Consider the following 23,770-nt stretch of genomic DNA (forward strand, 5'->3'; position numbering starts at 1 on the left):
GCGGCACGGGGCTTCCGAAGACACCGCGTTTCCGTTTTTGCAACGATCAGCCCGCGATGAGCTTCTGCACCAGCTCCGCCGTGGTCGCCGCCGCATACTTGCGCATCAGCCGTGCCCGGTGCAGCTCCACCGTGCGATGGCTGATGCCGAGCGCCTTGCCGATCTCCTTGGACGTGAGCCCGCGCATCACCTGCGCCGCCACCTCGCGCTCGCGCGGCGTGAGCTCGGCCTTCACGGCGCGGCGCGATCCCAGGTCCTCGAAGGTCCAGATGCCGGCCTCGTGCGGCGCGGCGCGGTTCATGGCATGGCCTGTGACGTGGCACCAGAAGGTCTCGCCGGCGATGGCGCCGTGCAGACCGCCCAGGCGCTTCATCATGCGGTTGTCGGCATAGTGGCCACTGGCGTTCAGGAAGGGCTCCATGCGCTTGCCGATGCGCTCGAATTCGGCCACGCTCGGGTACAGGATGCTGAACGAATGCCCGACCAGGGCGGAGGGCGTTGCACCGAAGATCTCGCACACCCGCTCGTTGCAGGCCACGATGGTGCGGTTGCTCGACACCACCATGCCGACGGGCGCATGTTCAAAAGCCAGCCGGTAATCGATCTCGGGCATCGGGGGTCACCATTACGAAATACTACGTATGCGACTACGTAGTATCGTTCAAGCCTTCCAAAGGCTTTCGCCAACTCTCCACCATCCATCAAGGAGCCCGAGTGAACAAGATTTATCCCTCCGCAGACGCGGCACTCAAGGGGGTCGTGGCCGACGGGCAGATGCTCGCGGTCGGCGGCTTCGGCCTGTGCGGCATTCCCGAGGCGCTGATCGACGCGCTGCACGACTCCGGCGTCAAGGATCTCACCTGCATCTCCAACAACGCGGGCGTCGACGGCTTCGGCCTCGGCAAGCTGCTCGAGACGCGCCAGATCAAGAAGATGATCGCGTCCTACGTGGGCGAGAACAAGGAATTCGAGCGCCAGTACCTCGCGGGCGAACTGCAGCTCGAATTCACGCCCCAGGGCACGCTGGCCGAGAAGCTGCGCGCGGGCGGCGCGGGCATTCCGGCCTTCTTCACCAAGACCGGCGTCGGAACGCAGGTGGCCGAAGGCAAGGAACTGCGCGAGTTCGACGGCGAGACCTACGTGATGGAACGCTCGCTGGTGCCCGACGTGGCGCTGGTCAAGGCCGACGTGGCCGACAAGTCGGGCAATCTGCGCTTCCGTCTCACGGCGCGCAACTTCAACCCGGCCGCCGCCATGGCCGGCAAGATCTGCATCGTCGAGGTCGAGAAGATCGTCGAGGTGGGCGAGCTGGCGCCCGACGACATCCACCTGCCGGGCATCTACGTGCACCGCATCGTGCTCAATGCCAATCCGGAGAAGCGCATCGAGAAGCGCACCGTGAGCGCAGCCGCGCCGGCCGATGCGGCCGCCGCCAAGGTCGAAGCCCAGGCTGCCATTGCACAGGCCGCCGCCGGCAGCGAAGTGCCCGCCCCCGTCAAGAACAACAAAGGAGCCTGAGATGCCCTGGACCCAAGACCAAATGGCCGCGCGTGCGGCGCAAGAACTCGAAGACGGCTTCTACGTGAACCTGGGCATCGGCATTCCCACGCTGGTGGCCAACTTCGTCGGCGACAAGGAAGTGTGGCTGCAAAGCGAGAACGGCATGCTCGGCATCGGCCCGTTCCCGACCGAGGACCAGGTCGACGCCGACCTGATCAACGCCGGCAAGCAGACCGTGACCACCATTCCCGGTTCGGCCATCTTCGGCAGCCACGAGAGCTTCGCGATGATCCGCGGCGGCAAGATCAACCTGTCGATCCTCGGCGCCATGCAGGTCAGCGTGGAGGGCGACCTCGCCAACTGGATGATCCCCGGCAAGATGGTCAAGGGCATGGGCGGCGCGATGGACCTGGTGGCCGGCGTGAAGCGCGTCATCGTGCTGATGGAGCACGTCGCGAAGAAGAAGGACGGCACCGAGGACCTCAAGATCCTCGAGAAGTGCACGCTGCCGCTGACCGGCGTGGGCGTGGTCGACCGCATCATCACCGACCTGGCCGTGATGGACGTGGTGCCCGAAGGCCTCAAGGTGGTCGAGCTCGCGCCGGGCGTGAGCTTCGATGCGCTGCAGGCCAAGACCGGCGCCAAGCTGATCCAGTAAGGCGGCGGCGCAACGGCGACGAAGGGCAGGGCCGCGAGAGCGGACCCTGCCTTTTTGCTTTGGACGTGCTGGAGAGATGAAATGAATGCGAGCGAAGCCCTGGGCAGCATCTGGCTGCGGGCGGGCCTGCCGCCCGAGGCCTTGCAACATGCGCGGCTCACGGGCGAAGACCCGGTGCTGCCGTCGTCCTTCGCGGTGGGCGCGGCCGCGCAGAGCACCATCGCGGCGGCGGCGCTCGCGGCCTGCGAACTGGGGCATCGGCGCGGCGCCGGGCGCCAGCAGGTGGCGGTCGACATGCGGCACGCGGCGCTCGACTGCACCGGCTGGTTCAGCCTCGACGGCCGCGTGCCCGACCTGTGGGACAGCTTTTCGGGGCTGTACCGCTGCGCCGACGGCTGGGTGCGCATCCACGCGAACTTCGCGCATCACAGGGAGGGCGCGCTGCGGCTGATGAAGCTGGACCCGGCCGCCGCCACGCGTGCCGATGCCGAGGCGGCCATGGCGACATGGCGCGCGCTCGACTTCGAAGACGCAGCCGCCGCGCAAGGCCTGGTGGCGACCGCGCTGCGCCGCTTCGACGAATGGGACGCCTCGCCGCAAGGCCGGGCCATCGCGACACAGCCGCTCTTCACCATCGAGCGCATCGGCGACGCGCCGCCGCTCGCGCTGCCAACGCTGCGAGAAGACCAGCGGCCGCTCGAGGGCGTGCGCGTGCTCGACCTGACGCGCATCCTCGCGGGCCCCGTGGGAGGCCGCGCGCTGGCGGCCTATGGCGCCGACGTGATGCTCGTCAATTCACCGCACCTGCCGAACATCGAATCCATCGCCGAAACCAGCCGCGGCAAGCTGTCGGCGCATGTGGACCTGCGCACCGAGGCGGGCCGCGCCACGCTGCGGCAGCTCGCCGCCGAGGCCCATGTCTTCGTGCAGGGCTACCGGCCCGGCGGCATCGCGGCGCTGGGCTTCGGGCCGGCGGAACTCGCGCGGCTCGCGCCCGGCATCGTTTGCGCGTCGCTCACGGCCTATGGCACGCAGGGCCCCTGGGCGCAGCGCCGCGGCTTCGATTCGCTGGTGCAGACCGCCATGGGTTTCAACCATGCCGAAGGCGAAGGGGCCGGCGACGGCAAGCCCAGGCCGCTGCCGATGCAGATCCTCGACGAGGCCACGGGCTACCTGATCGCCTTCGGCGCCGCCGCGGCGCTCTGGCGGCAGCAGCAGGAGGGCGGCAGCTGGCATGTGCAGGTGTCGCTGGCGCAGACCGGCCAATGGCTGCGCGGGCTCGGCCGCGTGCCCGGCGGGCTGTCGATCGCCAGGCCCGACCTGAAGCCCTATCTGGAGACTTCGGCCTCGGGCTTCGGCGAACTGGCCGCGCTGCGCCACGGCGCGCAGCTGTCGCGCACGCCGGCCGCATGGCCGCGCCCGTCGATGCCGCCGGGCAGCCACGCGCCGGCCTGGCCCGGCGGCCCCGGGCAGTGAGAAACTTGGCACATGCAGACGACGAACAGATACGAAGGAAGGCCGTTGCTGCGGCTGGTGGATTGCCTGGTGCTGGATGCCATCGACCAGCTCGACGACGCCAAGCGCGCCAAGCTCGAGGCGCTGGAACCCACGCTCGCCCAGACCTTCAATGCGAGCGGCACCTGGCAGGAGATGGTCGGTACCCAGATGGGCTTTGCCGATGACGTGCAGGACCAGATCCGGCAGTTCTGGCGCAGCTACCTCGACCGTGCAGAGGAGCAGCAGCAGCGCGCGGATCCGCAGGAGTTCGTGATCGAGTTCGTGGCGCTGAACTTTCCGGACCTGGCTCCGCCGCAGCGCTGATCCTTGGGCGTCACTCGCGCACCGGCAGCAGCAGTTGTCGCTGTGCCTGCACCGTCTCGCGCAGGAACTCCCACACCGCCTGCATGCGCACCAGGTGCTTCGTCTCCGCGGGCATCGACATCCAGAACGTGCGCGTGAAATTCGCCTGCCCCGGCAGCACGGGCTTGAGCGCGCCGTCGTTCTCCGCGATGAAGGCCGGCAGCACGGCAATGCCCGCGCCCGCCGCCACCGCGCGGTGCTGCGCGAGCACGCTGGTGCTGCGCAGCGCAAAGGCATCGGGGCGGTGCAGTTCGTCGAGGTACTGCAGCTCCTTGCTGAAGAGCAGGTCGTCCACATAGCTGATGAAGGTGTGGCCGCGCAGGTCTTCGCGCGTCTTGATCGGCTTGTGCGCGGCCAGGTACTTCTTCGACGCGTAGAGCCTGAGCGTGTAGTCGGTGAGCTTGGTCACGACCACCGGCCCGCGCGCCGGGCGTTCGAGCGAGATCACGATGTCGGCCTCGCGCCGCGACAGGTGCACCAGCCGCGGCATCGCGAGCAGGTCGATGGTGAGCTTGGGATGCTGCTGCGCGAACAGGGCAAGCTGCGGCGCCAGCACCACGGTGCCGAAACCCTCGGTCGCGCCGATGCGGATCAGCCCCGACAGGCCTTCCTGCGAGGCCGGCGCGGTGCTTTCCACCGCCTGGAACGCGCTTTCCATGGCCTCGACCTGCGGCTGCAGCTTGCGGCCCGCCTCGGTGAGCCGGTGGCCGCCCGACTCGCGCGAGAAAAGCGGCGCGCCCACTTCCTTTTCGAGCGCCTGGATGCGCCGCGCCACCGTGGTGTGGTCCACCTCGAGCCGGCGCGCGGCGCTCATCAGCGTGCCCGAGCGGGCCAGCTCCAGAAAGTAGCGAAGGTTGTCCCAGTCCATGTGCTCGCGTTCCCTTGGGTTGGCTCTGCATTTTTGCAAAGCGATAGCGCATATTTGTCTATTGTCATGGCAAATCTGCAAAGCTAGGATGCGTGCTGAACCTGCCATCCAGGCCCCTATTCACAGGAGACAAAACCCCATGGACGCCACCACCACCCCCAAGACCCAGGTCGCCACCGTCAAGCTCTTGATCGGCGGCAAGTTCGTCGAATCCAAGACCACCGAATGGCGCGACATCGTCAACCCGGCCACGCAGGAAGTGCTGGCCCGCGTGCCGTTTGCGACGCAGGCCGAACTCGACGCCGCCGTCGCCTCCGCCAAGGACGCCTTCAAGACCTGGCGCAAGACGCCCATCGGCGCCCGCGCCCGCATCTTCCTGAAGTACCAGCAGCTCATCCGCGAGAACATGGGCGAGCTGGCCGCCATCCTCACGGCCGAGCAGGGCAAGACGCTGCCCGACGCCGAAGGCGACGTGTTCCGCGGCCTCGAGGTGGTCGAGCACGCCTCGAACATCGGCAACCTGCAGCTCGGCGAACTGGCCAACAACGTGGCCAACGGCGTCGACACCTACACGCTGCTGCAGCCGCTGGGCGTGTGCGCCGGCATCACGCCGTTCAACTTCCCGGCCATGATCCCGCTGTGGATGTTCCCGATGGCCATCGTTACCGGCAACACCTTCGTGCTCAAGCCCTCGGAGCAAGACCCGATGGTCACGATGCGTCTCGCCGAACTCGCGCTCGAAGCCGGCATTCCGCCCGGCGTGCTGAACGTGGTGCATGGCGGCGAAGCCGTGGTCAACGGCATCTGCGACCACAAGGACATCAAGGCCATCAGCTTCGTCGGTTCGACCAAGGTCGGCACGCACGTCTACAACCGCGCCACGCTGGCCGGCAAGCGCGTGCAATGCATGATGGGCGCGAAGAACCACGCCATCGTGATGCCCGACGCCAACAAGGAGCAGACGCTCAATGCGCTCGCCGGCGCCAGCTTCGGCGCGGCCGGCCAGCGCTGCATGGCGGTGTCGGTGGCGGTGCTGGTGGGCGAGGCGCGCAACTGGGTGCCCGAACTGATCGAGAAGGCCAGGACGCTCAAGATCGGCGCCGGCACCGAGAAGGGCGTGGACGTGGGTCCGCTGGTCTCGTGCGCCGCCTACGAGCGCGTCAACGGCCTCATCGAGCGCGGCGTGGCCGACGGTGCCAAGCTCGAACTCGACGGCCGCAAGCCCACGGTGCCGGGCTACGAGAAGGGCAACTTCGTGGGCCCGACGATCTTCTCGGGCGTGAAGCCCGGCATGACGATCTATGACCAGGAAGTGTTCGGCCCGGTGCTGTGCGTGGCCGATGCCGAGAACATCGACGAGGCCATCGAGCTGATCAACAGCAACCCGAACGGCAACGGCACGGCCATCTTCACGCAGTCGGGCGCCGCGGCGCGCCGCTTCCAGGAAGACATCGACGTGGGCCAGGTCGGCATCAACGTGCCGATCCCCGTGCCGGTGCCGATGTTCTCGTTCACCGGTTCGCGCGCGTCCAAGCTCGGCGACCTGGGGCCGTACGGCAAGCAGGTCATCATGTTCTACACGCAGACCAAGACCGTGACGGCGCGCTGGTTCGACGACAGCACCGTCTCGCACGGCGTCAACACCACGATCAGCCTCAAGTGAGCCGGGCGTTCCGCGCTGTCGCGGCATCGGCCGCGATTCTCCTGCTCGCCGCCGGCGCGCACGCGGCCGATGATGCCAACCCGCTGGACTGCAGGCCCGACGGCAACCAGCAGCAGATGAACGCCTGCGCGGTGCGCGACTTTCGCGCCGCCGATGCCGCGCTCAACATCCGCTATGGCGAGGTGATGAAGACGCTCTCGCCGCAGATGCGCGTCGCGCTGCGCACCGAGCAGCGCGCCTGGCTCAAGGGCCGCGACCCCTCTTGCAAGAGGGCCTCGAAAGCGAACGAAGGCGGCTCCATCTGGCCGCTGGTGTTCAATTCATGTCTGGAGAAATCGACCCGGCAACGGACGGCCGAACTGGATCGCTGGAAGGGTCGCGAACAATGAACTTCGAATTGTCCGAAGAGCAGAACGCTTTTGCGCAGACCGCACGCGATTTTGCGCAGGCCGAGTTCGCGCCGCATGCGGCGCGGTGGGATGCCGAGGCCATCTTCCCGAAGGAGGCCATCGCCAAGGCCGGCGAGCTGGGCTTCTGCGGGCTCTATGCGCCCGAGCGCATCGGCGGCCTCGGCCTGCCGCGGCTCGACTCGGCGCTGGTGTTCGAGGAGATGGCAGCGGTCGACCCCTCGACCACGGCCTTCATCACGATCCACAACATGGCAACCTGGATGCTCGGCACCTGGGCGACCGATGCGGTGGCGCAGCAATGGGGCGAAGATCTCACGAGCGGGCGCAAGCTGGCTTCCTACTGCCTCACCGAGCCGGGCGCCGGGTCGGACGCGGGCTCGCTCAAGACGCGCGCCGAACTGCAGGGTGCCGAGTACGTGATCAACGGCGGCAAGGCCTTCATCTCGGGCGCCGGGTCGACCGACGTGCTGGTGCTCATGGCGCGCACGGGCGGCGGCGGCGCGGGCGGCATCTCGGCCTTTGCGGTGCCGGCCGACGCGCCGGGCGTGAGCTACGGCAAGAAGGAGCACAAGATGGGCTGGAACAGCCAGCCCACGCGCACCATCAACTTCGACAACGTGCGCGTGCCGGCCGAGAACCTGCTGGGCAAGGAAGGCGAGGGCTTCCGCATCGCGATGAAGGGGCTCGATGGCGGGCGCATCAACATCGCGACCTGCTCGGTGGGCGCGGCGCAGGGCGCGCTCGATGCGGCGCGCCGCTACCTGCACGAGCGCCAGCAGTTCGGCAAGCCGATCGCGAGCTTCCAGGCGCTGCAGTTCAAGCTGGCCGACATGGCAACGGAACTGGTCGCGGCGCGGCAGATGGTGCGGCTCGCGGCAAGCAAGCTCGACGCGGGCCATGCCGATGCCAGCACCTATTGCGCGATGGCCAAGCGCTTTGCGACCGATGCGGGCTTCAATGTCTGCAACGACGCGCTGCAGCTGCACGGCGGCTACGGCTACCTGAGCGAATTCCCGCTCGAGCGGCTGGTGCGCGATACCCGCGTGCACCAGATCCTCGAGGGCACCAACGAGATCATGCGCGTGATCGTTGCGCGAAAATTGCTGGAAGGGGACAGCGACATCCGCTGAAGCCCCGCACCCAGAACCTCTCAAGACAATGACCGACTCCGTAGTTCTCTTCGACGAAATCAAGACCGCCGGCGGCAAGCGCTTTGCCACCGCCACGCTCAATGCACCCGCTTCGCTCAACGCGCTGTCGGTGGACATGGTGCGCCTGCTCACGCCCAAGCTGCGCGAATGGGCGGCCGACGACGGCATCGTCGGCGTGCTGCTGCAGGCCGCCGGCGAAAAGGCCTTCTGCGCCGGCGGCGACCTGCGCCAGCTGTACCAGACGCTGCTCGAATGCGGCCCCGCGCGCAACACCTACGCCGAAGACTTCTTCCGCGAGGAGTACGAGCTCGACTACCTGATCCACACCTTTCCCAAGCCCTTCCTCTGCTGGGGCCACGGCATCGTGATGGGCGGCGGCGTGGGGCTCATGTCGGGCTGCTCGCACCGCGTGGTCACGGCGCAGAGCCGTGTTGCCATGCCCGAGATCAGCATCGGGCTCTATCCCGACGTGGGCGGCAGCTGGTTCCTGCGCCGCACGCCGGGCCGCACGGGCCTGTTCCTGGCGCTCACGGCCGCCAACCTCAATGCGGCCGACGCCATCTTCTGCGGCCTGGCCGACGTGCTGGTGCCGCACGAACGCAAGGGCCAGGTGCTCGAAGCGATTGCCGCGGCGCCATGGCGCGGCGAGCAGAAGGCCGACCGCGCCGAGCTCTCGCGCATCCTCGCGCGCGCCGGCGAGGGCGCCGAGATGCCGCCCTCCAAGGTGCGCGAACACTACGACACCATCAACGCGCTGATGGCCGGCGACGACCTGCTCGACATCGCCAGGCGACTGCGCAGCCTGCAGAGCGACGATGCCTGGCTGCAGTCCGCGTCCAAGACTTTCATCAAGGGCGCCCCGAGCTCGGCCGCGCTGAGCTTCGAGCTCTGGCAGCGCGTGCACCGCATGTCGCTGGCCGAGGTGTTCCGGCTCGAATACTGGGCCTCGCTCGGCTTCTGCGCGCACAAGGACTTTGCCGAAGGCATCCGCGCGGTGCTGATCGACAAGGACCGCAATCCGCGCTGGAACCCTGCCACCATCGAAGAGATCACGCCCGCCTTCGTCGAGGACCACCTGCGCCCGCGCGGCCAGATGCCCGCGGAGCTGGCTGCGCTGGCCTGAGCCTCTTCCACGAATACAACGGAGACAAGCAAATGAAAATCGCATTCATCGGCCTCGGCCACATGGGCGGCCCCATGGCCCTGAACCTGCGCAAGGCAGGCTTTGCGGTCAAGGCCTTCGACCTGTCGGACGAGGCCTGCAAGAAATACGCGGCCGAAGGCCTGGCCATTGCCGCATCGGCCGCCGAATCGGTGGCCGATGCCGACGTGGTCATCAGCATGCTGCCGGCCAGTGCGCACGTGGAGGGCCTGTTCCTCGGCAGCGGCGGCAGCAAGCCCGGCCTGCTCGACAGCATCCGCGCCGGCACGCTCGTGATCGACAGCAGCACCATCGCCGCCGCCACCTCGCGCAAGGTGGCCGAGGCGGCCGCTGCCAAGGGCATCGCGATGATCGACGCGCCGGTTTCCGGCGGCACGGGCGGCGCGATTGCCGGCACGCTGACCTTCATGGTCGGCGGCGAGGCCGACGATCTCGAACGCGCGCGCCCCGTGCTCGAGAAGATGGGCGCCAACATCTTCCACGCGGGCGGCATCGGCGCGGGCCAGACCGCCAAGATCTGCAACAACATGCTGCTCGGCATCCTGATGATCGGCACCTCGGAGGCGCTGGCGCTGGGCGTGGCCAACGGGCTCGATCCCAAGGTGCTGTCCGAAATCATGCGGCGCAGCTCGGGCGGCAACTGGGCGCTCGAAAAGTACAACCCGATGCCCGGCGTGATGGAAACGGCGCCCGCGTCGAAGAACTACGCGGGTGGCTTCGGCACCGACCTGATGCTCAAGGACCTGGGCCTCGCGCAGGAAAATGCCACGGCCGTGCGCGCCGCCACGCCGCTGGGCGGGCTGGCGCGCAGCCTCTATGCCGCGCACAGCCTGGCGGGCCATGGCGCGCTCGATTTCTCGAGCGTGCTGAAGCTGGTGCAGAAGGCTTCGTCCTAGCCTTCAGATTGCTAGCCGAACAGGGCGTCGCTGGCCCACAGAAGGCCCAGCACACCCACGAACAGCAGCAGGAACACGGCCCATGCGCGGGTGAATGCCTGCGTCTCCGTGATCTCGACGGGAGCTGTTTCGGGCGGCTTAGGAGCGCTGGGCGTGTGTGGGTTCATTCCCGACTGTACCCCGCGGGCCAGGCCGCGCCCCTGGGCGTGCCTTCGACATGGCAACCAGGACCCCGGCCGCAACAAGATTGGCACCGATGCTGGCCAGGATCGGCAACATGTAGCTGCGGCTGATGTCGAACGCGAAACCGGCCGCGCTCGGGCCGACCAGGGTGCCGAAGGCCACGCTGGTGTACAGCACGCCGAGGATCGCGCCGATGCTGCGGCCGCCGAAGTAATCCATGACCAGCGCGGGCAGCAGCGCGACGAAGCCGCCGTAGAACACGCCGTAGGCAAACGCGAAGACGGCCAGCCCCCAGAACCCGCTGGACACCGCCCACACCACCAGCGACAGCGCCATGCCGGCCGACATCAGCGGCAGCGCCAGTTGCCGGCCCAGCCGATCGGCCAGTCCGCCAAGAAAAAATCGCCCCGCTGTGCTGCCGATGCCGATCGCTCCGAGCAGCAGCACGGCCGAGCCGGCCGGCAGGCCGTGGTCGAGCGCGTAGGGCACCAGGTGGACAAAGGGAACGAACAGCCCGAACGAACTGATCAGGCACGCCGCATAGAGCCCGGCGAAGCGGCGCGAGCTGATCGCGTCCCGCACCGTGAAGCCCGCGGGCACGGCCGACGGTGCCTGCGGCTGCGGTGGATCGCCGTCCGGCCCGAGCCCGCGATGGCGCGGATCGTCCTCGATCAGCAGCGCCATGCCGGCACCCACCACCACGGCCAGCACGCCCAGCGCCCCGTAGGCATGGCGCCATCCCAGCGCCTCGATGAGGAGCGACGCCAGCGGCGGCATCGCCAGCGTGCCCACGCCGATGCCGCTCACCGCCAGACCCGAGGCGAATCCGCGGCGCCTGACGAACCAGCGCTGCACCGCGCCCAGCACCGGCACATAGGAGGCGCCGACGCCGAGCCCGACGCCCAGGCCGTAGGCCAGGCAGGCCTCGGCCAGGCTGCGCGCCTGTCCCGCGGCGGCCAGGCCCAGGCCGACCAGCACCATGCCCGCGACCGCCAGCCGCCGCGCACCCCACCGGTCTGCGAGCGGGCCGCTGACCATACCCAGTCCGAAGTAGAGAAAGCCCGCGAGCGAGAACACCAGCGACACCGAGCCGCGCGATGCGCCGAAGTCGCGCTGCAGCGATTCGAGGAAGGTGCTGAAGGTGTAGGCGCTGCCGAAGCCCACGAGCGTGACGGCGAAGGCGCCGGCCACCACGAACCAGCCGCGGAAGAGGCGCGTGCGGGGCGTTGAATGGGAGAAGGAGGTCAATGGCGGGTCTCCGGGTTTGCTGAGAATATCTATTGGTTGGAGAATGGGCTCCGGCGCAGAAGAGTGGTCTTTCCTTGCATGCCAGTGTGTGGATGATCCTTCTTCCCGCACAGCCTCTCAAACCAGATTTTCTGAGGCGATCGGATCAGATTACCTAAACCATGGAACACCAGCTTCCACCGCTCAATGCGCTGCGCGCCTTCGAGGCGACCGCGCGCCACCTCTCGGTGAAGAACGCGGCCGACGAGCTCTGCGTCACGGCCGGCGCCGTGAGCCAGCTGATCAAGTCGCTGGAGCTGCACCTGGGCATTGCGCTGTTCCGGCGCGCAAACCGGGGCATCTTTCTGACCGATGCGGGCCAGGCCTACCTGCCGCCGGTGCGCAATGCCTTCCGGCAAATCAGCGACGCCACGCGCCGCATCGCCGTGCCCGCGGAAACCGGCATCCTCACGGTGAGCGCCACGCCATTCTTCGCGTCAGCGTGGCTGGTGCCGCGGCTGAAAAGCTTTCACGACGCGCATCCGGACATCGACCTGCAGGTGGTGAGCAGTACCGCGCTCGCCGATTTTTCGCGCGACGGCGTGGATGTCGCGATTCGCCATGGCCTCGGCCGCTACCCAGGCTTGAGCAGCCAGCGCGTGCTGACGGTGGAGATCATTCCCGTTGCAGCGCCGGCCCTGGTCAGGCAGCTCGGAATGCCTGCATCGCCGTCCGATCTCATGCGCTGGCCGCGCGTGAACGATGCCGAGCGCAAGGCCTGGCAGCTGTGGTTCCAGGCGCAGGGCATCGACGATGCGAAGCCGGCGCGTGGCCCGTCGTTCGACGATTCGGGCCTGCTGTTGAAAGCGGTGCTCGCAGGGCAGGGCGCCGCCCTGCTGCCCGCCGCGGTGGTGGCCGACGACCTGGCAGAGGGCCGGCTCGTCCAGCTCTCGGACCTGGGATGGCTCGAAGACTTTGCCTACTACCTCGTCTGTCCGGAAGGCAGCCGCGACCGGCCCAAGATCGCGGCCTTCCGCGAATGGATCGCTGCCGAGTCCGGCAGAAAAGCCGCCAGGCCGCGCAGGAAGACCCCGGTCAAAGCAACTCGATCCCGGGCAGGCTCTTGAAGCAGCTCTCGCGCGTGATGCGCACGAAGTCCGCCAGCCACGGCTGGCCGGACGTGCCCTGCGTGCAGGCCATGTACAGCCGCCCCGTGAGGCCCCGGGCGCCCACGCGCCGCGCCGTGACATAGCCGCGGTCCAGGTAGTTCTGCACCGCCCACAGCGGCAGAGTGGCCACGCCGCGGCCGCTGGCCACCAGCTGCAGCATCGCCACCGTGAGCTCCGTCGTGCGACGGTGCGCGGGTTCCACGCCGGCCGGCGCCAGCACCTGGCGCACGATGTCGAGCATCTCGTCGGGCACGGGGTAGGTGATCAGCGTCTGGTCGGCAAAGTGGCGCGCCGTGAGGTGCGGCTTGGCGACGAGCGCATGGTCGTTGGCGAGCAGCGCCACGATCTCGAAGCGGAACAGCGCGTGGTAGTCCACGGTCTCGTCGGGATCCTGTTCGGAGACGATCGCCACCTCGGCGCGGTTCTGCATCACCAGCGCGATCGGGTCGGGATGAAAGCCCGAGACGATGTCCAGCTCGATCTCGGGCCAGCGCTGGCGGAAGGCATCCATGGCCGGCATCAGCCAGTCGAAGCAGGTGTGGCACTCGACCACGATGCGCAGCTGCCCGCTGCGGCCCAGCGCCAGCCGCGCCACGTCGCGCTCGGCTTCCTCCACCAGCGGCAGCGCGGCATCGGCCAGCTGCAACAGCCGCAGCCCGGTGGTGCTGAACTGCGGCGGCACCGACTTGCGCTCGAAGAGCTGCGCGCCATAGCGGTCTTCGAGCAGCTTGATCTGGTGCGACAGCGCCGACTGCGTGAGGTTCAGCAACTGCGCCGCGCGCACCAGGCTGCCGGTGTCGCGCAGCGCAACGAGCGTGCGAAGGTGGCGTATCTCGAGGATCGACTGCAACATGAATGAATTTCAAGTGAATGGGCAAAATGTTTCGTTTGAATCATATGAGCCAAAGCCCGACCATTGCGGATTCTCAAGATTCAGCGACCGGAATTCCTGCAATGACCACCCGTACCCACATCCTCGGCTTTCCGCGCATGGGCGCCCACCGGGAACTCAAGTTCGCCCTCGAAAAGCACTGGCGCGGCGAGATCGACCGCGCTGCGCTGGAAGAAGTTGGCGGCCAGCTGCGTGCGCGCCACTGGCAGGCCCAGCGCGACGCGGGACTCGACTACGTGACGGTGGGCGACTTCGCCTGCTACGACCACGTGGCCAACCACATCCAGCTTTTCGGCTGCGAGCCGGCGCGCTTCGGCTTCAAGGGCGACGAGCCCGAGCTGGCGCGCTATTTCAAGATGGCGCGCGGCGTGGAAGACGAAGCCGGCCATGCGCACGATGCCGGCTGCAAGCACGGCGCAGAAGGTACCTTCGCGCTGGAGATGACCAAGTGGTTCGACACCAACTACCACTACCTCGTGCCCGAATTCACCGCGGCCACGCAGTTCAAGCTGGCCTCGACGCGGCTCTTCGACGAGGTGGCACAGGCGCAGCAGGCCGGCCATGCGGTCAAGGCCGTGCTGCTGGGGCCGCTGAGCTTCCTGTACCTCGGCAAGGAGAAGCAGGAGGGCTTCGACCGCTTCTCATTGCTCGATGCGCTGCTGCCCGCCTATGAACAGGTGCTGAACCGCCTCAAGCAGCAGGGCGTGGAATGGGTGCAGATCGACGAACCCATCCTCGGGCTCGACCTGCCCGATGCCTGGCGCAACGCCTTCGAGCGCGCCTACTGGCAGCTGGCGCGCAGCGCGCCAAAGCTGCTGCTGGCCACGTACTTCTCGCCGCTGTCCGACAACCTGCGGCTGGCCTGCCAGCTGCCGGTCGCAGGCCTGCACGTGGACGCCGTGCGCGCGCCGCAGGACCTGACCGGCGTGGCCGACTGGCTCGCGGCGCACAAGGTGCTGTCCGTCGGCATCGTCGATGGCCGCAACATCTGGCGCACAGACCTGGACGCCGCGCTCGCCACACTGCGCCCGGTGGTCGACAAGAAGCGCGGCGAGCTCTGGATCGCGCCATCGTGCTCGCTGCTGCACGTACCGTTCAGCCTGGCCGCGGAAGACAGGCTCGATGCGGAACTCAAGTCGTGGCTCGCCTTTGCCGTCGAAAAGCTCGGCGAGCTGGGCGTACTGCGCGCCGTGCTCGACGGCCGCGAGGGCTCGGTTGCCCAGGAGCTCGCGGCCGCCCGTGCCGCGGTGGCCGCACGGCGCAGCAGCCCGCGCGTGCACCGTGCCGATGTGGCGCTGCGGCTCGCGCGCAGCGTGGCCGGCGACGACCGGCGCGCATCGTCGTTCGGCCAGCGGCAGCAGGTGCAGCGCGCGCGCTTTGCATTTCCCGCGCTGCCCACCACCACCATCGGCTCGTTCCCGCAGACCACGGAAATCCGCGCCGCGCGTGCCGCCTTCAAGCGCGGCGAGCTCGATGCGGCAGGCTACCGCGAGAAGATGCGCGCCGAAATCGCACTGGCCGTGCGCAAGCAGGAAGAACTGGGCATCGACGTGCTGGTGCACGGCGAGGCCGAGCGCAACGACATGGTCGAGTACTTCGGCGAACAGCTCGACGGCTTTGCCTTCACCGCCAACGGCTGGGTGCAGTCGTACGGCTCGCGCTGCGTCAAGCCGCCGGTCATCTTCGGTGACGTGGCGCGCCCCGCGCCGATGACGGTCGAGTGGACCGCCTATGCGCAGAGCCTCACGACGCTGCCGATGAAGGGCATGCTGACCGGCCCGGTCACCATCCTGCAATGGTCCTTCGTGCGCGACGACCAGCCGCGCAGCGTCACCTGCGAGCAGATCGCCTGGGCGATCCGCGACGAGGTGGCGGACCTCGAGGGCGCCGGCATCGGCATCATCCAGATCGACGAGCCCGCGATCCGCGAAGGCCTGCCGCTGCGCCGCGCCGGCTGGCCGGCCTACCTGAAGTCGGCCACGCGCGCCTTCCGCATCAGCGCCTCGGGCGTGCGCGACCAGACGCAGATCCACACCCACATGTGCTACTCGGAGTTCAACGACATCCTGCCCGAGATCGCGGCCATGGATGCCGACGTCATCACCATCGAGACCAGCCGCTCCGACATGGAGCTCCTGCGAGGCTTCGGCGGCGAGAACAGCGCGGGCGGCTTCCGCTACCCGAACGAGATCGGCCCCGGCGTGTACGACATCCATTCGCCGCGCGTGCCCTCGGTGGACGAGATCGTGCGCCTGATGCGCAAGGCCGCCGGCGTGGTGCCGCCCGAGAACCTGTGGATCAACCCCGACTGCGGCCTGAAGACCCGCGGCTGGCCGGAGACCGAGGCGGCGCTGTCGAACATGGTGGCGGCCGCGAAGCTGCTGCGCAGGGAACTCGCGGCGGCCTGAAGTAGAGGGGCGATCGGGGAGGGCGCCAATAATGGCGCCATGCCTGCCTCTTCAGTTGCTTCGCGGCGCTTCTTTCGCGCGCTCTTTCTTCTCCTGCTGCCGCTGCTGATCGCACCGGCCGTCGCCTCTGCGCAAGACCGCGCCCAGGCGCTGCTGGAGTTAGAGGGCGTGCAGGCGCGCTACCACGCGGCCTATGCGCCGGGGGCGGTCTCGCGCGATGCGCACCAGCTGCTCGAGCCTGCCGACGAGGCCGTTGCCGGCAAGGCGCTCCAGGCGCTGGACGCGGCCGCTGCGCGGTCCTTCGACGTGGCCGCATCCGTGGCTGCCATCCAGCAGGAAGTGGCCGCGGCCGGCAAGGGTGGCGCGGCGCCGGGTGCGCAGGTGCAGGCCGCAGTGGCCCGGTTCTCGAAGCTGCGTGCCGACTACGCCGCCATGGACGATGCAGGCAAGCAGGCGTTCTTCAACCGCGAACGCGCGAAGCCGGCCGATCCCGCGCGCACCGAACTGCTCGAACGCATGGCCGTGGCCGACCTGCGCGAGGTCGATTTCTCGAGCCAGCTGCTGCTGAGCTCGGTCGTCAAGCAACTGGCGCGCGGCAACGCCGGGCAGTTCACCTCGCTGCCGGACCGCACGCTCGACATGGCCGTCGACACGCTGTGGTCGCGCGGCATCACCTCGCCGCGCCCGCGCAACCTGCTGACGGTGGCGCGCGAGTTCGAGAGGCAGGTCACGCAGGCGCTGCTTGCGGCGCTGCCCGATGCGGACGTGGCCGCCTTGCTCGCCTGGCGCAACGACCCGCAGGCCGCGGCCGAGCGCGAAGCGCTGGTGGGCAGCTACCGCGCCGAGGTCAAGGGAAGCGGCGCCGTGGCGATCCGGACGCTGGTGCGCAGCTGGCCGCGTTTCTGAGCCCGCAGTGGCTGGCATGCAACATGCGAGGGCTATCTTGCGCGATACTCGCCGCCCGACGGAGCTAGAGAAAAAATACGCCGATGGGGCCGAATTTCTCAAGCAAAGTGTGCACTTTGGCGCTCACGTCAAAAAGTTCCCCGTCATTGTTTCAGTTTCATGAACACTGCGATTCGATTGGCTAGGGTTTTCCCTTGTCATCGTGGTGCAAACTTCAGGGCATCCAAAGCCCAATCAAGAAGGAAATTGAAATGAAGACCTCGAACATCCTCGCCGCCGCCGCTCTGTCCCTGCTCGCCGCTGCCGGCGCCCATGCAGAAACCTATGAAGGCGTGCAGCCCCTGACCTCCGGCTACAGCCGCGCCGACGTGGCTCCCCAGGCTGCTGCCGCTGCCCGCGAAGGCAACGTCTACAGCGACGCCGCTTCGGCCACCGTCGCTCCCGTGCTGGCTGCCTCGGCCGACCGCGCCGCGGTTCGCAGCGAAGCTGTTGCCGCCGCTCACGCGCCCGGCCAGAACCTGCGCCGCGAAGCTTTCGCCGGCAGCGTGGTTCCTTCGCAAGCACGCAGCTTCACGCGCCAAGCCGGCCTGTAAGAAGGCGGGCAAAAGAGAAGAGACCGCGGCATCGGGCCGCGCATCTTTGCTCTGCAGGAAAAAAGCCGGACGGCGCCCCAGGTGCCGTCCGGCTTTTTGCGCTTTCAGCGCTTGCGCGGCGCGGCGTGGTGGCAGAAGCACTCGGGCGCATGGTCGTCGACGATGCCGGTGGCCTGCATCCATGCATAGACGATCACCGGCCCCACGAACTTGAAGCCGCGCTTCTTCAGGGCCGCCGACATCTGTTCCGAAAGCGGCGTCTTCGTCGGCACCGCGCCGGTCCTGTTGATGATGGGCTTGCCGCCGGCCATGCCCCAGACGAATTCCGAAAAATCCTCGCCCGCGGCTTGCATCGCCAAGTAGGCGCGGGCGTTGCCGATGGTGGCCTCGATCTTGGCGCGCGAGCGCACGATGCCCGCGTCCAGCATCAGTCGGTCGACGTCCGCCGCGGTGAACCGTGCCACCTTTTCGGGCACGAAGCCCTCGAATGAAGCACGGAACGCATCGCGCTTGCGCAGGATCGTGAGCCACGACAGGCCCGCCTGGAAGCCGTCGAGCATGAGCTTTTCCCACAGCGCGCGGCTGTCGCGCTCGGGCACGCCCCATTCGGCGTCGTGGTAGGAGGCCAGCAGCGTATCGCTCTGGGCCCAGGTGCAGCGGGGCTTGGTTTCGGGGGGCATCGGGTGGTGGGTTGGGTTCATCTGCTACGAGGGGTGGTTCGGACTTTAACCACCGATACTCGAGCCCTCATGATCTCAGTCCATCTCCACGGCCAGCGCTTTCAGGTGCGGGCCGCCGCGGTCATCCTTCATGCGGGCTGCGCGCTGCTTCACCGGGCGCCGGGCGACGGCTACTGGGCCTTGCCGGGCGGCAGGGTCGAAGTGGGCGAAGAGGCCTCGGCCACCATCGTGCGGGAGATGCGGGAGGAGCTTGGCGAAGAAGTCGAATGCGGCCGGCTTCTTCATGTGGCGGAGAACTTCTTCGACCTCGCAGGCCGGCGCAACCACGAGATCGGGTTCTATTTTCTCGTCTCGCTGCCCGAGGATTCGCCCCATCTCGACAAGGCGCGGAGCTACCGGGGCATCGAGAGTCACCTGGATCTGGAATTTCGCTGGTTTCCCATCACGGAACTGGCGGCCGTCAACCTGCGCCCGACCTTTCTTCCGGCCTCGCTCGCGGCCGATCCGCTGGTCTTCTCGCACGCGATCCAGCGTGAATACCCATGAGCGGCGAGCGCTACCTGTTCAATGTGTTCGGCCGGATCGTGGCCATCGAAAGGGTGGAAGACTGCTGGATCAGCTACTTGAAGGGGGCGGATGGGAAGCGCTGCAGGATCCAGCTGGCAATTCCGTCCGACCTCAGCCGCGCCGAGCTTTCGCAGTATCTCTACGACATCTATCACGAGCAGGCGACGCCGACCAACGGCGATGTCTTCGAGATCTTCCAATGACAAACCACCATCGATTGCACAAGTCCCGCCGCGAGGCACTGCCCTCGGGCGCGCGCGTGGCTGGCCTCTATCGCGGCGCCTTCCTGGCCGACGCCTTTGCCATCGACCTGCCGCCGGGCGCCACCCGCGACGTGATGGCGCTTGTGCGCTTTGCGTTCGAGCGTCCCGCCCCCTGGGTCAACGCGCTGTTGGCGCTGCGCGACCGCCTGGTCGGCGGCTTCGGCCTCAAGACGGCCAGCGCGCTGCGTGCCGGCACGCCGGGCGATGCGCCGCGCGTCGGCTTTTTTCGCATCTATGAAACGCATGCCAACGAGGTGGTGCTGGGCGAGGACGACCGGCACCTGGATTTCCGCGTTTCGGTGATGCGCTCCGTGGCGGGGGATTCGCTCACTGCCGTCACGGTGGTGCACTGCCACAACCTCTTCGGCCGCAACTACATCCGGCTGATCGCGCCGTTCCATCGGCGGGTGGTGCGTTCTGCGCTCGAGCGCGCGGCGCGCTCGGGGTGGCCCGCGGAGGTGGGGGCCTGAACTCGGCGGAACGCCTGGTTACCGCCTGGAACGTTTGCTTGAACTTTCCGTTCTGGCAAGCGCAGCGGAGCGGGGAGGCCGAGGGGAGATGCCGGTGTAGACTGCCAGGTTTTTCGTTCTGGCGGGTATGGCGCAAGTTTCACAGCGCACAGTTTTCAACGGCTCGGCGCTTGTTCGCTTGCTTTCTCGGCTGACCGACGCCGACGTCCGCGAACCCCGGCAGGCCACCGCGGATCGATTGAGCCAATGGTTCGGCTGGACCGACGCCATCTCGCTGTCGGCGGCGCTCGATGGCGCCGTGGCGGCGGCGGCGCCTTCGCGCGCGCGGGCTTCCGCGAGCGCCGAGGAGCGCGAATGCGTCCGTGCGCGAGCCGCTTTGGCAAAAGCCGTGGCCGAAGACGGCGCTGTCGCGGCAGCCGTCGACTTCACGCCGTTTCGCCGCCGCCATCTCACGCTGCAACAGGCCATGGAAGCGGGCATCGGCCCGTTGCGCGGCCGTTTGCGGGCGCTGCTGGCGGCCAGGTCGCCAGCCATGGCCCGGCTCGCGGCCGTGGACGTGGTGATGGAGCAGGTGCTGGCGGCGCGCGAGCACAGCCTGCTCGCGTCCGTACCCGCGCTGCTCGAAAAGCATTTCACGCGCCTGCGCCAGGCCAGCCCGGAGACGATGGGCGAACCCGACGGCGAGGCGGGGGCCGGCGAGTGGCTGCATGTGTTCCGCAAGGACATGAAGAACGTGCTGCTCGCCGAACTCGATTTCCGATTTCAACCGGTCGAAGGGCTGCTCGAAGCCCTTCGCATGAGGCAACCAGAGTGCCATGAATAGATTTCTTCACTACGCTGTTTTTGTCGCGGGCCTGGCCGCCGTCTGCTGGGTCGGGGCTGGATACATCGGCTCGCACACGCTGGCGCTCGCCGTCACGATGCTGGTCGGCGCGTTCTACCTGATGGGAGCGCTGGAGCTGCATCGCTTCCAGCAGGCCACCGCCACCTTGTCGCGTGCCGTGGCGGATCTTTCCGATCCGCCCGCGAGCCTGGGCGCCTGGCTCGACCGGCTGCATCCCACGCTGCGCAACGCGGTGCGCCTTCGCATCGAGGGCGAGCGCGTCGGCCTGCCGGGCCCGGCGCTCACGCCGTACCTGGCCGGACTGCTGGTGCTGCTGGGCATGCTGGGCACCTTCCTCGGCATGGTGGTCACGCTGAATGGCACCGGCATGGCGCTGGAAAGCGCGACGGACCTGTCGGCCATCCGCGCCTCGCTGTCGGCGCCCGTGAAGGGACTGGGGCTGGCGTTCGGCACCTCGGTGGCTGGCGTGGCCGCTTCCGCGATGCTGGGGCTGGCCTCGGCGCTGTGCCGGCGCGAGCGGCTGCAGGCCGGTCAGATGCTCGACAGCAGGATCGCCACCACGCTGCGCGCCTACTCGCTGGCGCACCGGCGCGAGGCCTCGTTCCAGCTGCTCGAGCAGCAGGCCCACCAGATGCCGCGGCTGGTCGACCAGCTGCAGGCCATGATGGCGGCGATGGAGCGGCAGAGCCAGGCCCTGAACGAGCGCCTTGTCGCCGGCCAGGATCAGTTCCACACCAAGGCCGAGGCCGTGTATGCCGGGCTGGCTTCCTCGGTCGACCAGTCGCTCAAGCAGAGCCTGAGCGAAAGCGCGCGCCTCGCCGGCGCGACGATCCAGCCGGTGGTCGAGGCCACCATGGCGGGCATCGCGCGCGAGACGGCCTCGCTGCACGACACCGTGGCGCGCACCGTGCAGCAGCAGCTCGACGGCCTTTCGAGCCGCTTCGAGGCCACCACCGCCAGCGTGGCGGGCACCTGGCAGGCGGCGCTCGCCGAGCACCAGCGCAGCTCCGAGGCGCTGTCGAGCGACCTGCGCGCTTCGCATGACCGCTTTGCCGAAACCTTCGAGCAGCGTTCGGCCTCGCTGGTGGAGGGCGTCTCGGCCCGGCTGGAAAGAACGGCGGCCGGCGTGTCGGACACCTGGGGCAGCGCGCTCGCGCAGCACCAGCGCGTCAGCGAAAAGCTGTCGCAGGAGGCGCAGCAGTCGCTCGTCGCGGCGGCGGCCGGCTTCGAGCAGCACTCGGCATCGCTGCTGCGCACCGTGGAAGAGGCGCATGCCACGCTGCAGGCCGACATCGCAGCGCGCGACGAGCAGCGTCTGTCGGCCTGGACGCAGGCGCTGGCCACGGTGTCGGCATCGCTGCAGCAGGAGTGGCAGCAGGCCGGCGCACACACGGCGGACCAGCAGCAGCAGCTCTTCGACGCGCTCGCGCAGACCGCGCGCGACATGTCCACCCAGGCCGAGGCACACGCGAAGAACACGGTCGGCGAGATCGCCCGGCTGCTGCAGGCCGCATCGGAAGCGCCGCGGGTGGCGGCCGAAGTGGTGGCCGAGCTGCGCCAGAAGCTGTCCGACAGCATGGCGCGCGACAACGCGATGCTGGAAGAACGCAGCCGCATCATGGAAACGCTCGGAACCCTGCTCGATGCCGTGAACCACGCCTCCACCGAGCAGCGCTCGGCGGTCGATGCGCTGGTCGGTGCATCGGCGGACGTGCTGGACCGCGTGGGCAGCCGCTTCACCGACAAGGTCGACGAGGAAACCGGAAAGATGGCCGCGGTCGCCGCGCAGATCACCGGCAGTGCCGTCGAAGTGGCAAGCCTTGGCGAGGCCTTCGGCTTTGCCGTGCAGCTGTTCAGCGAATCGAACGACAAGCTGGTGGCCCACCTGCAGCGCGTCGAGGGCGCGCTGGGCAAGTCCATCGCGCGCAGCGACGAGCAGCTGGCCTACTACGTCGCGCAGGCGAGGGAAGTCATCGACCTGAGCATCATGTCGCAGAAGCAGATCGTCGAAGACCTGCAGCAGATCGCGAGCCGGCAGGCCGCCGTGGGCAGCGAAGCGTGATGCGCGACGATCTCGACGCCGGCCTGGAGCCGAGCGTGCCGGTGTGGGCGGTCTTCGGCGACCTGATGTCGGGGCTGGTCGGTGCCTTCGTGCTGATCCTCGTGGGCGCGCTCGGCATGCAGCTGGACCTGGCGGCCAGGCTGCAGGCCGAAGTGCAGCAGCGCCAGGCGGAGACGCAGCGCCGCGAGGCGCTCGAGCAGGCGCTGGCCGGGCCGCTCGCGGCGGGCCGCGTCACGCTGAACAACGGGCGCATCGGCATCAGCGGCAGCGTGCTGTTCGCCTTCAACTCGGCCGACCTGCAGCCCGAAGGCCGGCAAGTGCTCAAGAGCCTGGCCGCGCCCGTGGGCGCCTACCTGCGGGCGCGCGACGAGGTCCTGATGGTGAGCGGCTTCACCGACGACCGGCAGATGCGGCAGTCGAAGGACGGCAACCGGCCGTTCGCCGACAACTGGGAGCTCTCGGCCCAGCGCGCATTGACCGTGACGCGGGCCTTGATCGAGGAGGGCGTTCCCTCGTCATCGGTGTTTGCCGCGGCCTTCGGCTCCGAGCAGGCGGTGGCGTCCAATGCCGATGCCGAAGGGCGCGCGAAGAACCGGCGCGTAGAGATGGCGCCCACGCCCAGGCAGGCTGGCGCCGGCACCAAGTCCCGTGAGTAGCGGCAGTCGCATGGACCCGGCGGCGGTGCTCGATGCATGGCGCGCGCAAGGCGGGCATCGCCGTGATCCCGTGCGCTTTCGCTTCATCGAGGCGCTTGCGAGGCGCGCGGCTGTCCATGAAGGCGATGCGCGGCGCATGCTCGACGAGCGGCTGGCCGCGCTGCTGGCGGCGTATCGCGAGAAGCTTGAAAAGGCCCAGTGCGTTGACAGTGCTTCGGCCGTTCCAGATGGCAGCGCGAAACAGGCGGCCCGTCTTGCCCGCGGGCCGCTCGCGGAACTCGTGGAGCACATGGCGCGGCAGGCGCCGCTGCAAGGCGATGGCGCGGCGGCCGACGACGCTGCACCCGCCACCCCCGAGCTCAAGACGCTGCGCTACTTCAGGAGCACGTGGTCGCGGCTCAGTGCCGACCGGCGGTTGACGCAGTCGCTGGCCAAGGTGCCGGAGAACGCGGGCCCGCTCAACTCGCACCACCTGGTGCACCGGTCCCTCATGCTGATGCACGAGCTGTCGCCCGAATACCTCAACCGGTTCATGTCGTACGTCGACACCTTGATGTGGGTCGATCAGCTGAACGCCAGCAACGGCCCGGCGGCGGCCGCGAATGCGCCGCGCGCCGAAGGCCAGAAGAAAACAACGCGCGGCAAGCCGGGCTGATCTGCGCCTGCTTTCGCTCCTGCTTTG

Annotated in this window: 26 protein-coding genes; 20 read left to right on the forward strand and 6 right to left on the reverse strand. The window is 68.3% G+C overall.

Annotated elements, in window-relative coordinates; genetic code table 11:
* Positions 1 to 46 precede the first annotated feature (46 nt).
* Entirely contained in the window at positions 47 to 613 is a 567-nt protein-coding gene (locus EJO66_RS05850) for a LuxR C-terminal-related transcriptional regulator (protein ID WP_124958223.1), read from the reverse strand.
* Positions 614 to 714: 101 nt separating this feature from the next.
* On the opposite strand from EJO66_RS05850, the gene EJO66_RS05855 reads away from it, so the two are divergent.
* From EJO66_RS05855 to EJO66_RS05870, 4 genes are all read left to right on the forward strand, one after another.
* Positions 715 to 1,518, forward strand: coding sequence for a CoA transferase subunit A (locus EJO66_RS05855; RefSeq protein WP_124958222.1), 804 nt, complete (start codon positions 715 to 717; stop codon positions 1,516 to 1,518).
* A 1-nt stretch (position 1,519) separates the two neighbouring features.
* Positions 1,520 to 2,158 carry a 3-oxoacid CoA-transferase subunit B gene (locus EJO66_RS05860; protein ID WP_124958221.1) on the forward strand — a complete coding sequence of 213 codons (639 nt, stop codon included), beginning with the start codon at positions 1,520 to 1,522 and terminating at the stop codon, positions 2,156 to 2,158.
* An 81-nt stretch (positions 2,159 to 2,239) separates the two neighbouring features.
* Complete coding sequence (locus EJO66_RS05865) at positions 2,240 to 3,634, forward strand: CoA transferase (RefSeq protein WP_124958220.1); 1,395 nt, start codon at positions 2,240 to 2,242, stop codon at positions 3,632 to 3,634.
* 12 nt (positions 3,635 to 3,646) lie between these two features.
* Entirely contained in the window at positions 3,647 to 3,979 is a 333-nt protein-coding gene (locus EJO66_RS05870; RefSeq protein ID WP_124958219.1) for a hypothetical protein, read from the forward strand.
* 10 nt (positions 3,980 to 3,989) lie between these two features.
* Here the strand turns inward: EJO66_RS05870 and EJO66_RS05875 are convergent, their stop codons facing one another.
* Positions 3,990 to 4,886 (reverse strand): LysR family transcriptional regulator, encoded by an 897-nt coding sequence (locus EJO66_RS05875; protein ID WP_124958218.1) that lies wholly within the window; start codon positions 4,884 to 4,886, stop codon positions 3,990 to 3,992.
* Positions 4,887 to 5,025: 139 nt separating this feature from the next.
* Between EJO66_RS05875 and EJO66_RS05880 the strand changes: the two genes are divergently transcribed.
* The 5 genes from EJO66_RS05880 to mmsB are packed head-to-tail and all read left to right on the forward strand — an operon-like array spanning position 5,026 to position 10,168.
* Positions 5,026 to 6,549: a CoA-acylating methylmalonate-semialdehyde dehydrogenase gene (locus EJO66_RS05880; RefSeq protein ID WP_124958217.1), complete on the forward strand. Its 1,524-nt coding sequence runs from the start codon at positions 5,026 to 5,028 to the stop codon at positions 6,547 to 6,549.
* Complete coding sequence (locus EJO66_RS05885) at positions 6,546 to 6,938, forward strand: lysozyme inhibitor LprI family protein (protein ID WP_124958216.1); 393 nt, start codon at positions 6,546 to 6,548, stop codon at positions 6,936 to 6,938. The genes EJO66_RS05880 and EJO66_RS05885 overlap by 4 nt, the downstream gene beginning before the upstream one ends.
* The gene (locus EJO66_RS05890; RefSeq protein ID WP_012748353.1) at positions 6,935 to 8,089 is read left to right on the forward strand and encodes an acyl-CoA dehydrogenase family protein; all 1,155 of its coding nucleotides are present in this window, start codon (positions 6,935 to 6,937) and stop codon (positions 8,087 to 8,089) included. Before EJO66_RS05885 ends, EJO66_RS05890 begins: the two co-directional genes overlap by 4 nt.
* Positions 8,090 to 8,117: 28 nt before the next feature.
* Positions 8,118 to 9,233, forward strand: coding sequence for an enoyl-CoA hydratase/isomerase family protein (locus tag EJO66_RS05895; protein WP_124958215.1), 1,116 nt, complete (start codon positions 8,118 to 8,120; stop codon positions 9,231 to 9,233).
* A 32-nt stretch (positions 9,234 to 9,265) separates the two neighbouring features.
* Complete coding sequence (gene mmsB / locus EJO66_RS05900; RefSeq protein ID WP_124958214.1) at positions 9,266 to 10,168, forward strand: 3-hydroxyisobutyrate dehydrogenase; 903 nt, start codon at positions 9,266 to 9,268, stop codon at positions 10,166 to 10,168.
* A gap of 11 nt (positions 10,169 to 10,179) precedes the next feature.
* Here the strand turns inward: mmsB and EJO66_RS32515 are convergent, their stop codons facing one another.
* Together EJO66_RS32515 and EJO66_RS05905 are read right to left on the reverse strand one after the other, a co-directional pair.
* Entirely contained in the window at positions 10,180 to 10,335 is a 156-nt protein-coding gene (locus EJO66_RS32515) for a hypothetical protein (protein WP_164547773.1), read from the reverse strand.
* Complete coding sequence (locus EJO66_RS05905) at positions 10,307 to 11,599, reverse strand: MFS transporter (RefSeq protein WP_124958213.1); 1,293 nt, start codon at positions 11,597 to 11,599, stop codon at positions 10,307 to 10,309. Before EJO66_RS05905 ends, EJO66_RS32515 begins: the two co-directional genes overlap by 29 nt.
* A gap of 161 nt (positions 11,600 to 11,760) precedes the next feature.
* Between EJO66_RS05905 and gcvA the strand changes: the two genes are divergently transcribed.
* The gene (gene gcvA / locus EJO66_RS05910) at positions 11,761 to 12,705 is read left to right on the forward strand and encodes a transcriptional regulator GcvA (RefSeq protein WP_124958212.1); all 945 of its coding nucleotides are present in this window, start codon (positions 11,761 to 11,763) and stop codon (positions 12,703 to 12,705) included.
* Here the strand turns inward: gcvA and EJO66_RS05915 are convergent.
* Positions 12,674 to 13,600 carry a LysR family transcriptional regulator gene (locus EJO66_RS05915; RefSeq protein WP_124958211.1) on the reverse strand — a complete coding sequence of 309 codons (927 nt, stop codon included), beginning with the start codon at positions 13,598 to 13,600 and terminating at the stop codon, positions 12,674 to 12,676. The two genes, gcvA and EJO66_RS05915, sit on opposite strands and share 32 nt — an antisense overlap.
* A 101-nt stretch (positions 13,601 to 13,701) precedes the next feature.
* Between EJO66_RS05915 and metE the strand changes: the two genes are divergently transcribed.
* The 3 genes from metE to EJO66_RS05930 all read left to right on the forward strand — a co-directional run bounded on the left by metE (position 13,702) and on the right by EJO66_RS05930 (position 17,546).
* A complete protein-coding gene (gene metE, locus EJO66_RS05920; RefSeq protein WP_124958210.1) occupies positions 13,702 to 16,047 on the forward strand; it encodes a 5-methyltetrahydropteroyltriglutamate--homocysteine S-methyltransferase in 2,346 nt (781 codons plus the stop codon).
* Positions 16,048 to 16,086: 39 nt separating this feature from the next.
* Complete coding sequence (locus EJO66_RS05925; RefSeq protein WP_124958209.1) at positions 16,087 to 16,953, forward strand: hypothetical protein; 867 nt, start codon at positions 16,087 to 16,089, stop codon at positions 16,951 to 16,953.
* A gap of 251 nt (positions 16,954 to 17,204) precedes the next feature.
* Positions 17,205 to 17,546 (forward strand): alpha/beta hydrolase, encoded by a 342-nt coding sequence (locus EJO66_RS05930; RefSeq protein ID WP_124958208.1) that lies wholly within the window; start codon positions 17,205 to 17,207, stop codon positions 17,544 to 17,546.
* Between the two features lie 104 nt (positions 17,547 to 17,650).
* Here EJO66_RS05930 and EJO66_RS05935 read toward each other — a convergent pair whose 3' ends face one another.
* Entirely contained in the window at positions 17,651 to 18,226 is a 576-nt protein-coding gene (locus EJO66_RS05935) for a DNA-3-methyladenine glycosylase I (RefSeq protein ID WP_124958320.1), read from the reverse strand.
* Between the two features lie 105 nt (positions 18,227 to 18,331).
* On the opposite strand from EJO66_RS05935, the gene EJO66_RS05940 reads away from it, so the two are divergent.
* From EJO66_RS05940 to EJO66_RS05970, 7 genes are all read left to right on the forward strand, one after another.
* Positions 18,332 to 18,772, forward strand: a complete 441-nt coding sequence (locus EJO66_RS05940; RefSeq protein WP_240648514.1) for an NUDIX hydrolase — start codon at positions 18,332 to 18,334, stop codon at positions 18,770 to 18,772.
* Positions 18,769 to 18,996, forward strand: coding sequence for a DUF7661 family protein (locus EJO66_RS05945; RefSeq protein ID WP_124958206.1), 228 nt, complete (start codon positions 18,769 to 18,771; stop codon positions 18,994 to 18,996). The genes EJO66_RS05940 and EJO66_RS05945 overlap by 4 nt, the downstream gene beginning before the upstream one ends.
* Positions 18,997 to 19,010: 14 nt before the next feature.
* Positions 19,011 to 19,526 carry a DUF2867 domain-containing protein gene (locus EJO66_RS05950; protein ID WP_240648515.1) on the forward strand — a complete coding sequence of 172 codons (516 nt, stop codon included), beginning with the start codon at positions 19,011 to 19,013 and terminating at the stop codon, positions 19,524 to 19,526.
* A gap of 127 nt (positions 19,527 to 19,653) precedes the next feature.
* Positions 19,654 to 20,349: a DUF3348 domain-containing protein gene (locus tag EJO66_RS05955; protein WP_124958204.1), complete on the forward strand. Its 696-nt coding sequence runs from the start codon at positions 19,654 to 19,656 to the stop codon at positions 20,347 to 20,349.
* On the forward strand, positions 20,342 to 22,432 hold the full coding sequence (locus EJO66_RS05960) for a DUF802 domain-containing protein (protein WP_124958203.1): 2,091 nt from the start codon (positions 20,342 to 20,344) through the stop codon (positions 22,430 to 22,432). Before EJO66_RS05955 ends, EJO66_RS05960 begins: the two co-directional genes overlap by 8 nt.
* Positions 22,432 to 23,088 (forward strand): OmpA family protein, encoded by a 657-nt coding sequence (locus EJO66_RS05965; RefSeq protein ID WP_124958202.1) that lies wholly within the window; start codon positions 22,432 to 22,434, stop codon positions 23,086 to 23,088. Before EJO66_RS05960 ends, EJO66_RS05965 begins: the two co-directional genes overlap by 1 nt.
* A gap of 10 nt (positions 23,089 to 23,098) precedes the next feature.
* Positions 23,099 to 23,743, forward strand: a complete 645-nt coding sequence (locus EJO66_RS05970; protein WP_124958319.1) for a DUF2894 domain-containing protein — start codon at positions 23,099 to 23,101, stop codon at positions 23,741 to 23,743.
* The last annotated feature ends 27 nt before the right edge of the window (positions 23,744 to 23,770 follow it).

This window comes from Variovorax beijingensis (assembly GCF_003951285.1).
GTDB classification, from domain to species: Bacteria; Pseudomonadota; Gammaproteobacteria; order Burkholderiales; family Burkholderiaceae_C; genus Variovorax; species Variovorax beijingensis.

What these genes read in the sequence shown, in the direction of transcription:
- EJO66_RS05850 (WP_124958223.1), bottom strand. Translation starts at nt 613, where the DNA reads ATGCCCGAGATCGATTACCGGCTGGCTTTTGAACATGCGCCCGTCGGC.
- EJO66_RS05860 (WP_124958221.1), top strand. Translation starts at nt 1,520, where the DNA reads ATGCCCTGGACCCAAGACCAAATGGCCGCGCGTGCGGCGCAAGAACTC.
- EJO66_RS05865 (WP_124958220.1), top strand. Translation starts at nt 2,240, where the DNA reads ATGAATGCGAGCGAAGCCCTGGGCAGCATCTGGCTGCGGGCGGGCCTG.
- EJO66_RS05870 (WP_124958219.1), top strand. Translation starts at nt 3,647, where the DNA reads ATGCAGACGACGAACAGATACGAAGGAAGGCCGTTGCTGCGGCTGGTG.
- EJO66_RS05875 (WP_124958218.1), bottom strand. Translation starts at nt 4,886, where the DNA reads ATGGACTGGGACAACCTTCGCTACTTTCTGGAGCTGGCCCGCTCGGGC.
- EJO66_RS05880 (WP_124958217.1), top strand. Translation starts at nt 5,026, where the DNA reads ATGGACGCCACCACCACCCCCAAGACCCAGGTCGCCACCGTCAAGCTC.
- EJO66_RS05890 (WP_012748353.1), top strand. Translation starts at nt 6,935, where the DNA reads ATGAACTTCGAATTGTCCGAAGAGCAGAACGCTTTTGCGCAGACCGCA.
- EJO66_RS05895 (WP_124958215.1), top strand. Translation starts at nt 8,118, where the DNA reads ATGACCGACTCCGTAGTTCTCTTCGACGAAATCAAGACCGCCGGCGGC.
- mmsB (WP_124958214.1), top strand. Translation starts at nt 9,266, where the DNA reads ATGAAAATCGCATTCATCGGCCTCGGCCACATGGGCGGCCCCATGGCC.
- EJO66_RS32515 (WP_164547773.1), bottom strand. Translation starts at nt 10,335, where the DNA reads ATGAACCCACACACGCCCAGCGCTCCTAAGCCGCCCGAAACAGCTCCC.
- gcvA (WP_124958212.1), top strand. Translation starts at nt 11,761, where the DNA reads ATGGAACACCAGCTTCCACCGCTCAATGCGCTGCGCGCCTTCGAGGCG.
- EJO66_RS05915 (WP_124958211.1), bottom strand. Translation starts at nt 13,600, where the DNA reads ATGTTGCAGTCGATCCTCGAGATACGCCACCTTCGCACGCTCGTTGCG.
- metE (WP_124958210.1), top strand. Translation starts at nt 13,702, where the DNA reads ATGACCACCCGTACCCACATCCTCGGCTTTCCGCGCATGGGCGCCCAC.
- EJO66_RS05925 (WP_124958209.1), top strand. Translation starts at nt 16,087, where the DNA reads ATGCCTGCCTCTTCAGTTGCTTCGCGGCGCTTCTTTCGCGCGCTCTTT.
- EJO66_RS05930 (WP_124958208.1), top strand. Translation starts at nt 17,205, where the DNA reads ATGAAGACCTCGAACATCCTCGCCGCCGCCGCTCTGTCCCTGCTCGCC.
- EJO66_RS05935 (WP_124958320.1), bottom strand. Translation starts at nt 18,226, where the DNA reads ATGCCCCCCGAAACCAAGCCCCGCTGCACCTGGGCCCAGAGCGATACG.
- EJO66_RS05945 (WP_124958206.1), top strand. Translation starts at nt 18,769, where the DNA reads ATGAGCGGCGAGCGCTACCTGTTCAATGTGTTCGGCCGGATCGTGGCC.
- EJO66_RS05955 (WP_124958204.1), top strand. Translation starts at nt 19,654, where the DNA reads ATGGCGCAAGTTTCACAGCGCACAGTTTTCAACGGCTCGGCGCTTGTT.
- EJO66_RS05960 (WP_124958203.1), top strand. Translation starts at nt 20,342, where the DNA reads ATGAATAGATTTCTTCACTACGCTGTTTTTGTCGCGGGCCTGGCCGCC.
- EJO66_RS05965 (WP_124958202.1), top strand. Translation starts at nt 22,432, where the DNA reads ATGCGCGACGATCTCGACGCCGGCCTGGAGCCGAGCGTGCCGGTGTGG.
- EJO66_RS05970 (WP_124958319.1), top strand. Translation starts at nt 23,099, where the DNA reads ATGGACCCGGCGGCGGTGCTCGATGCATGGCGCGCGCAAGGCGGGCAT.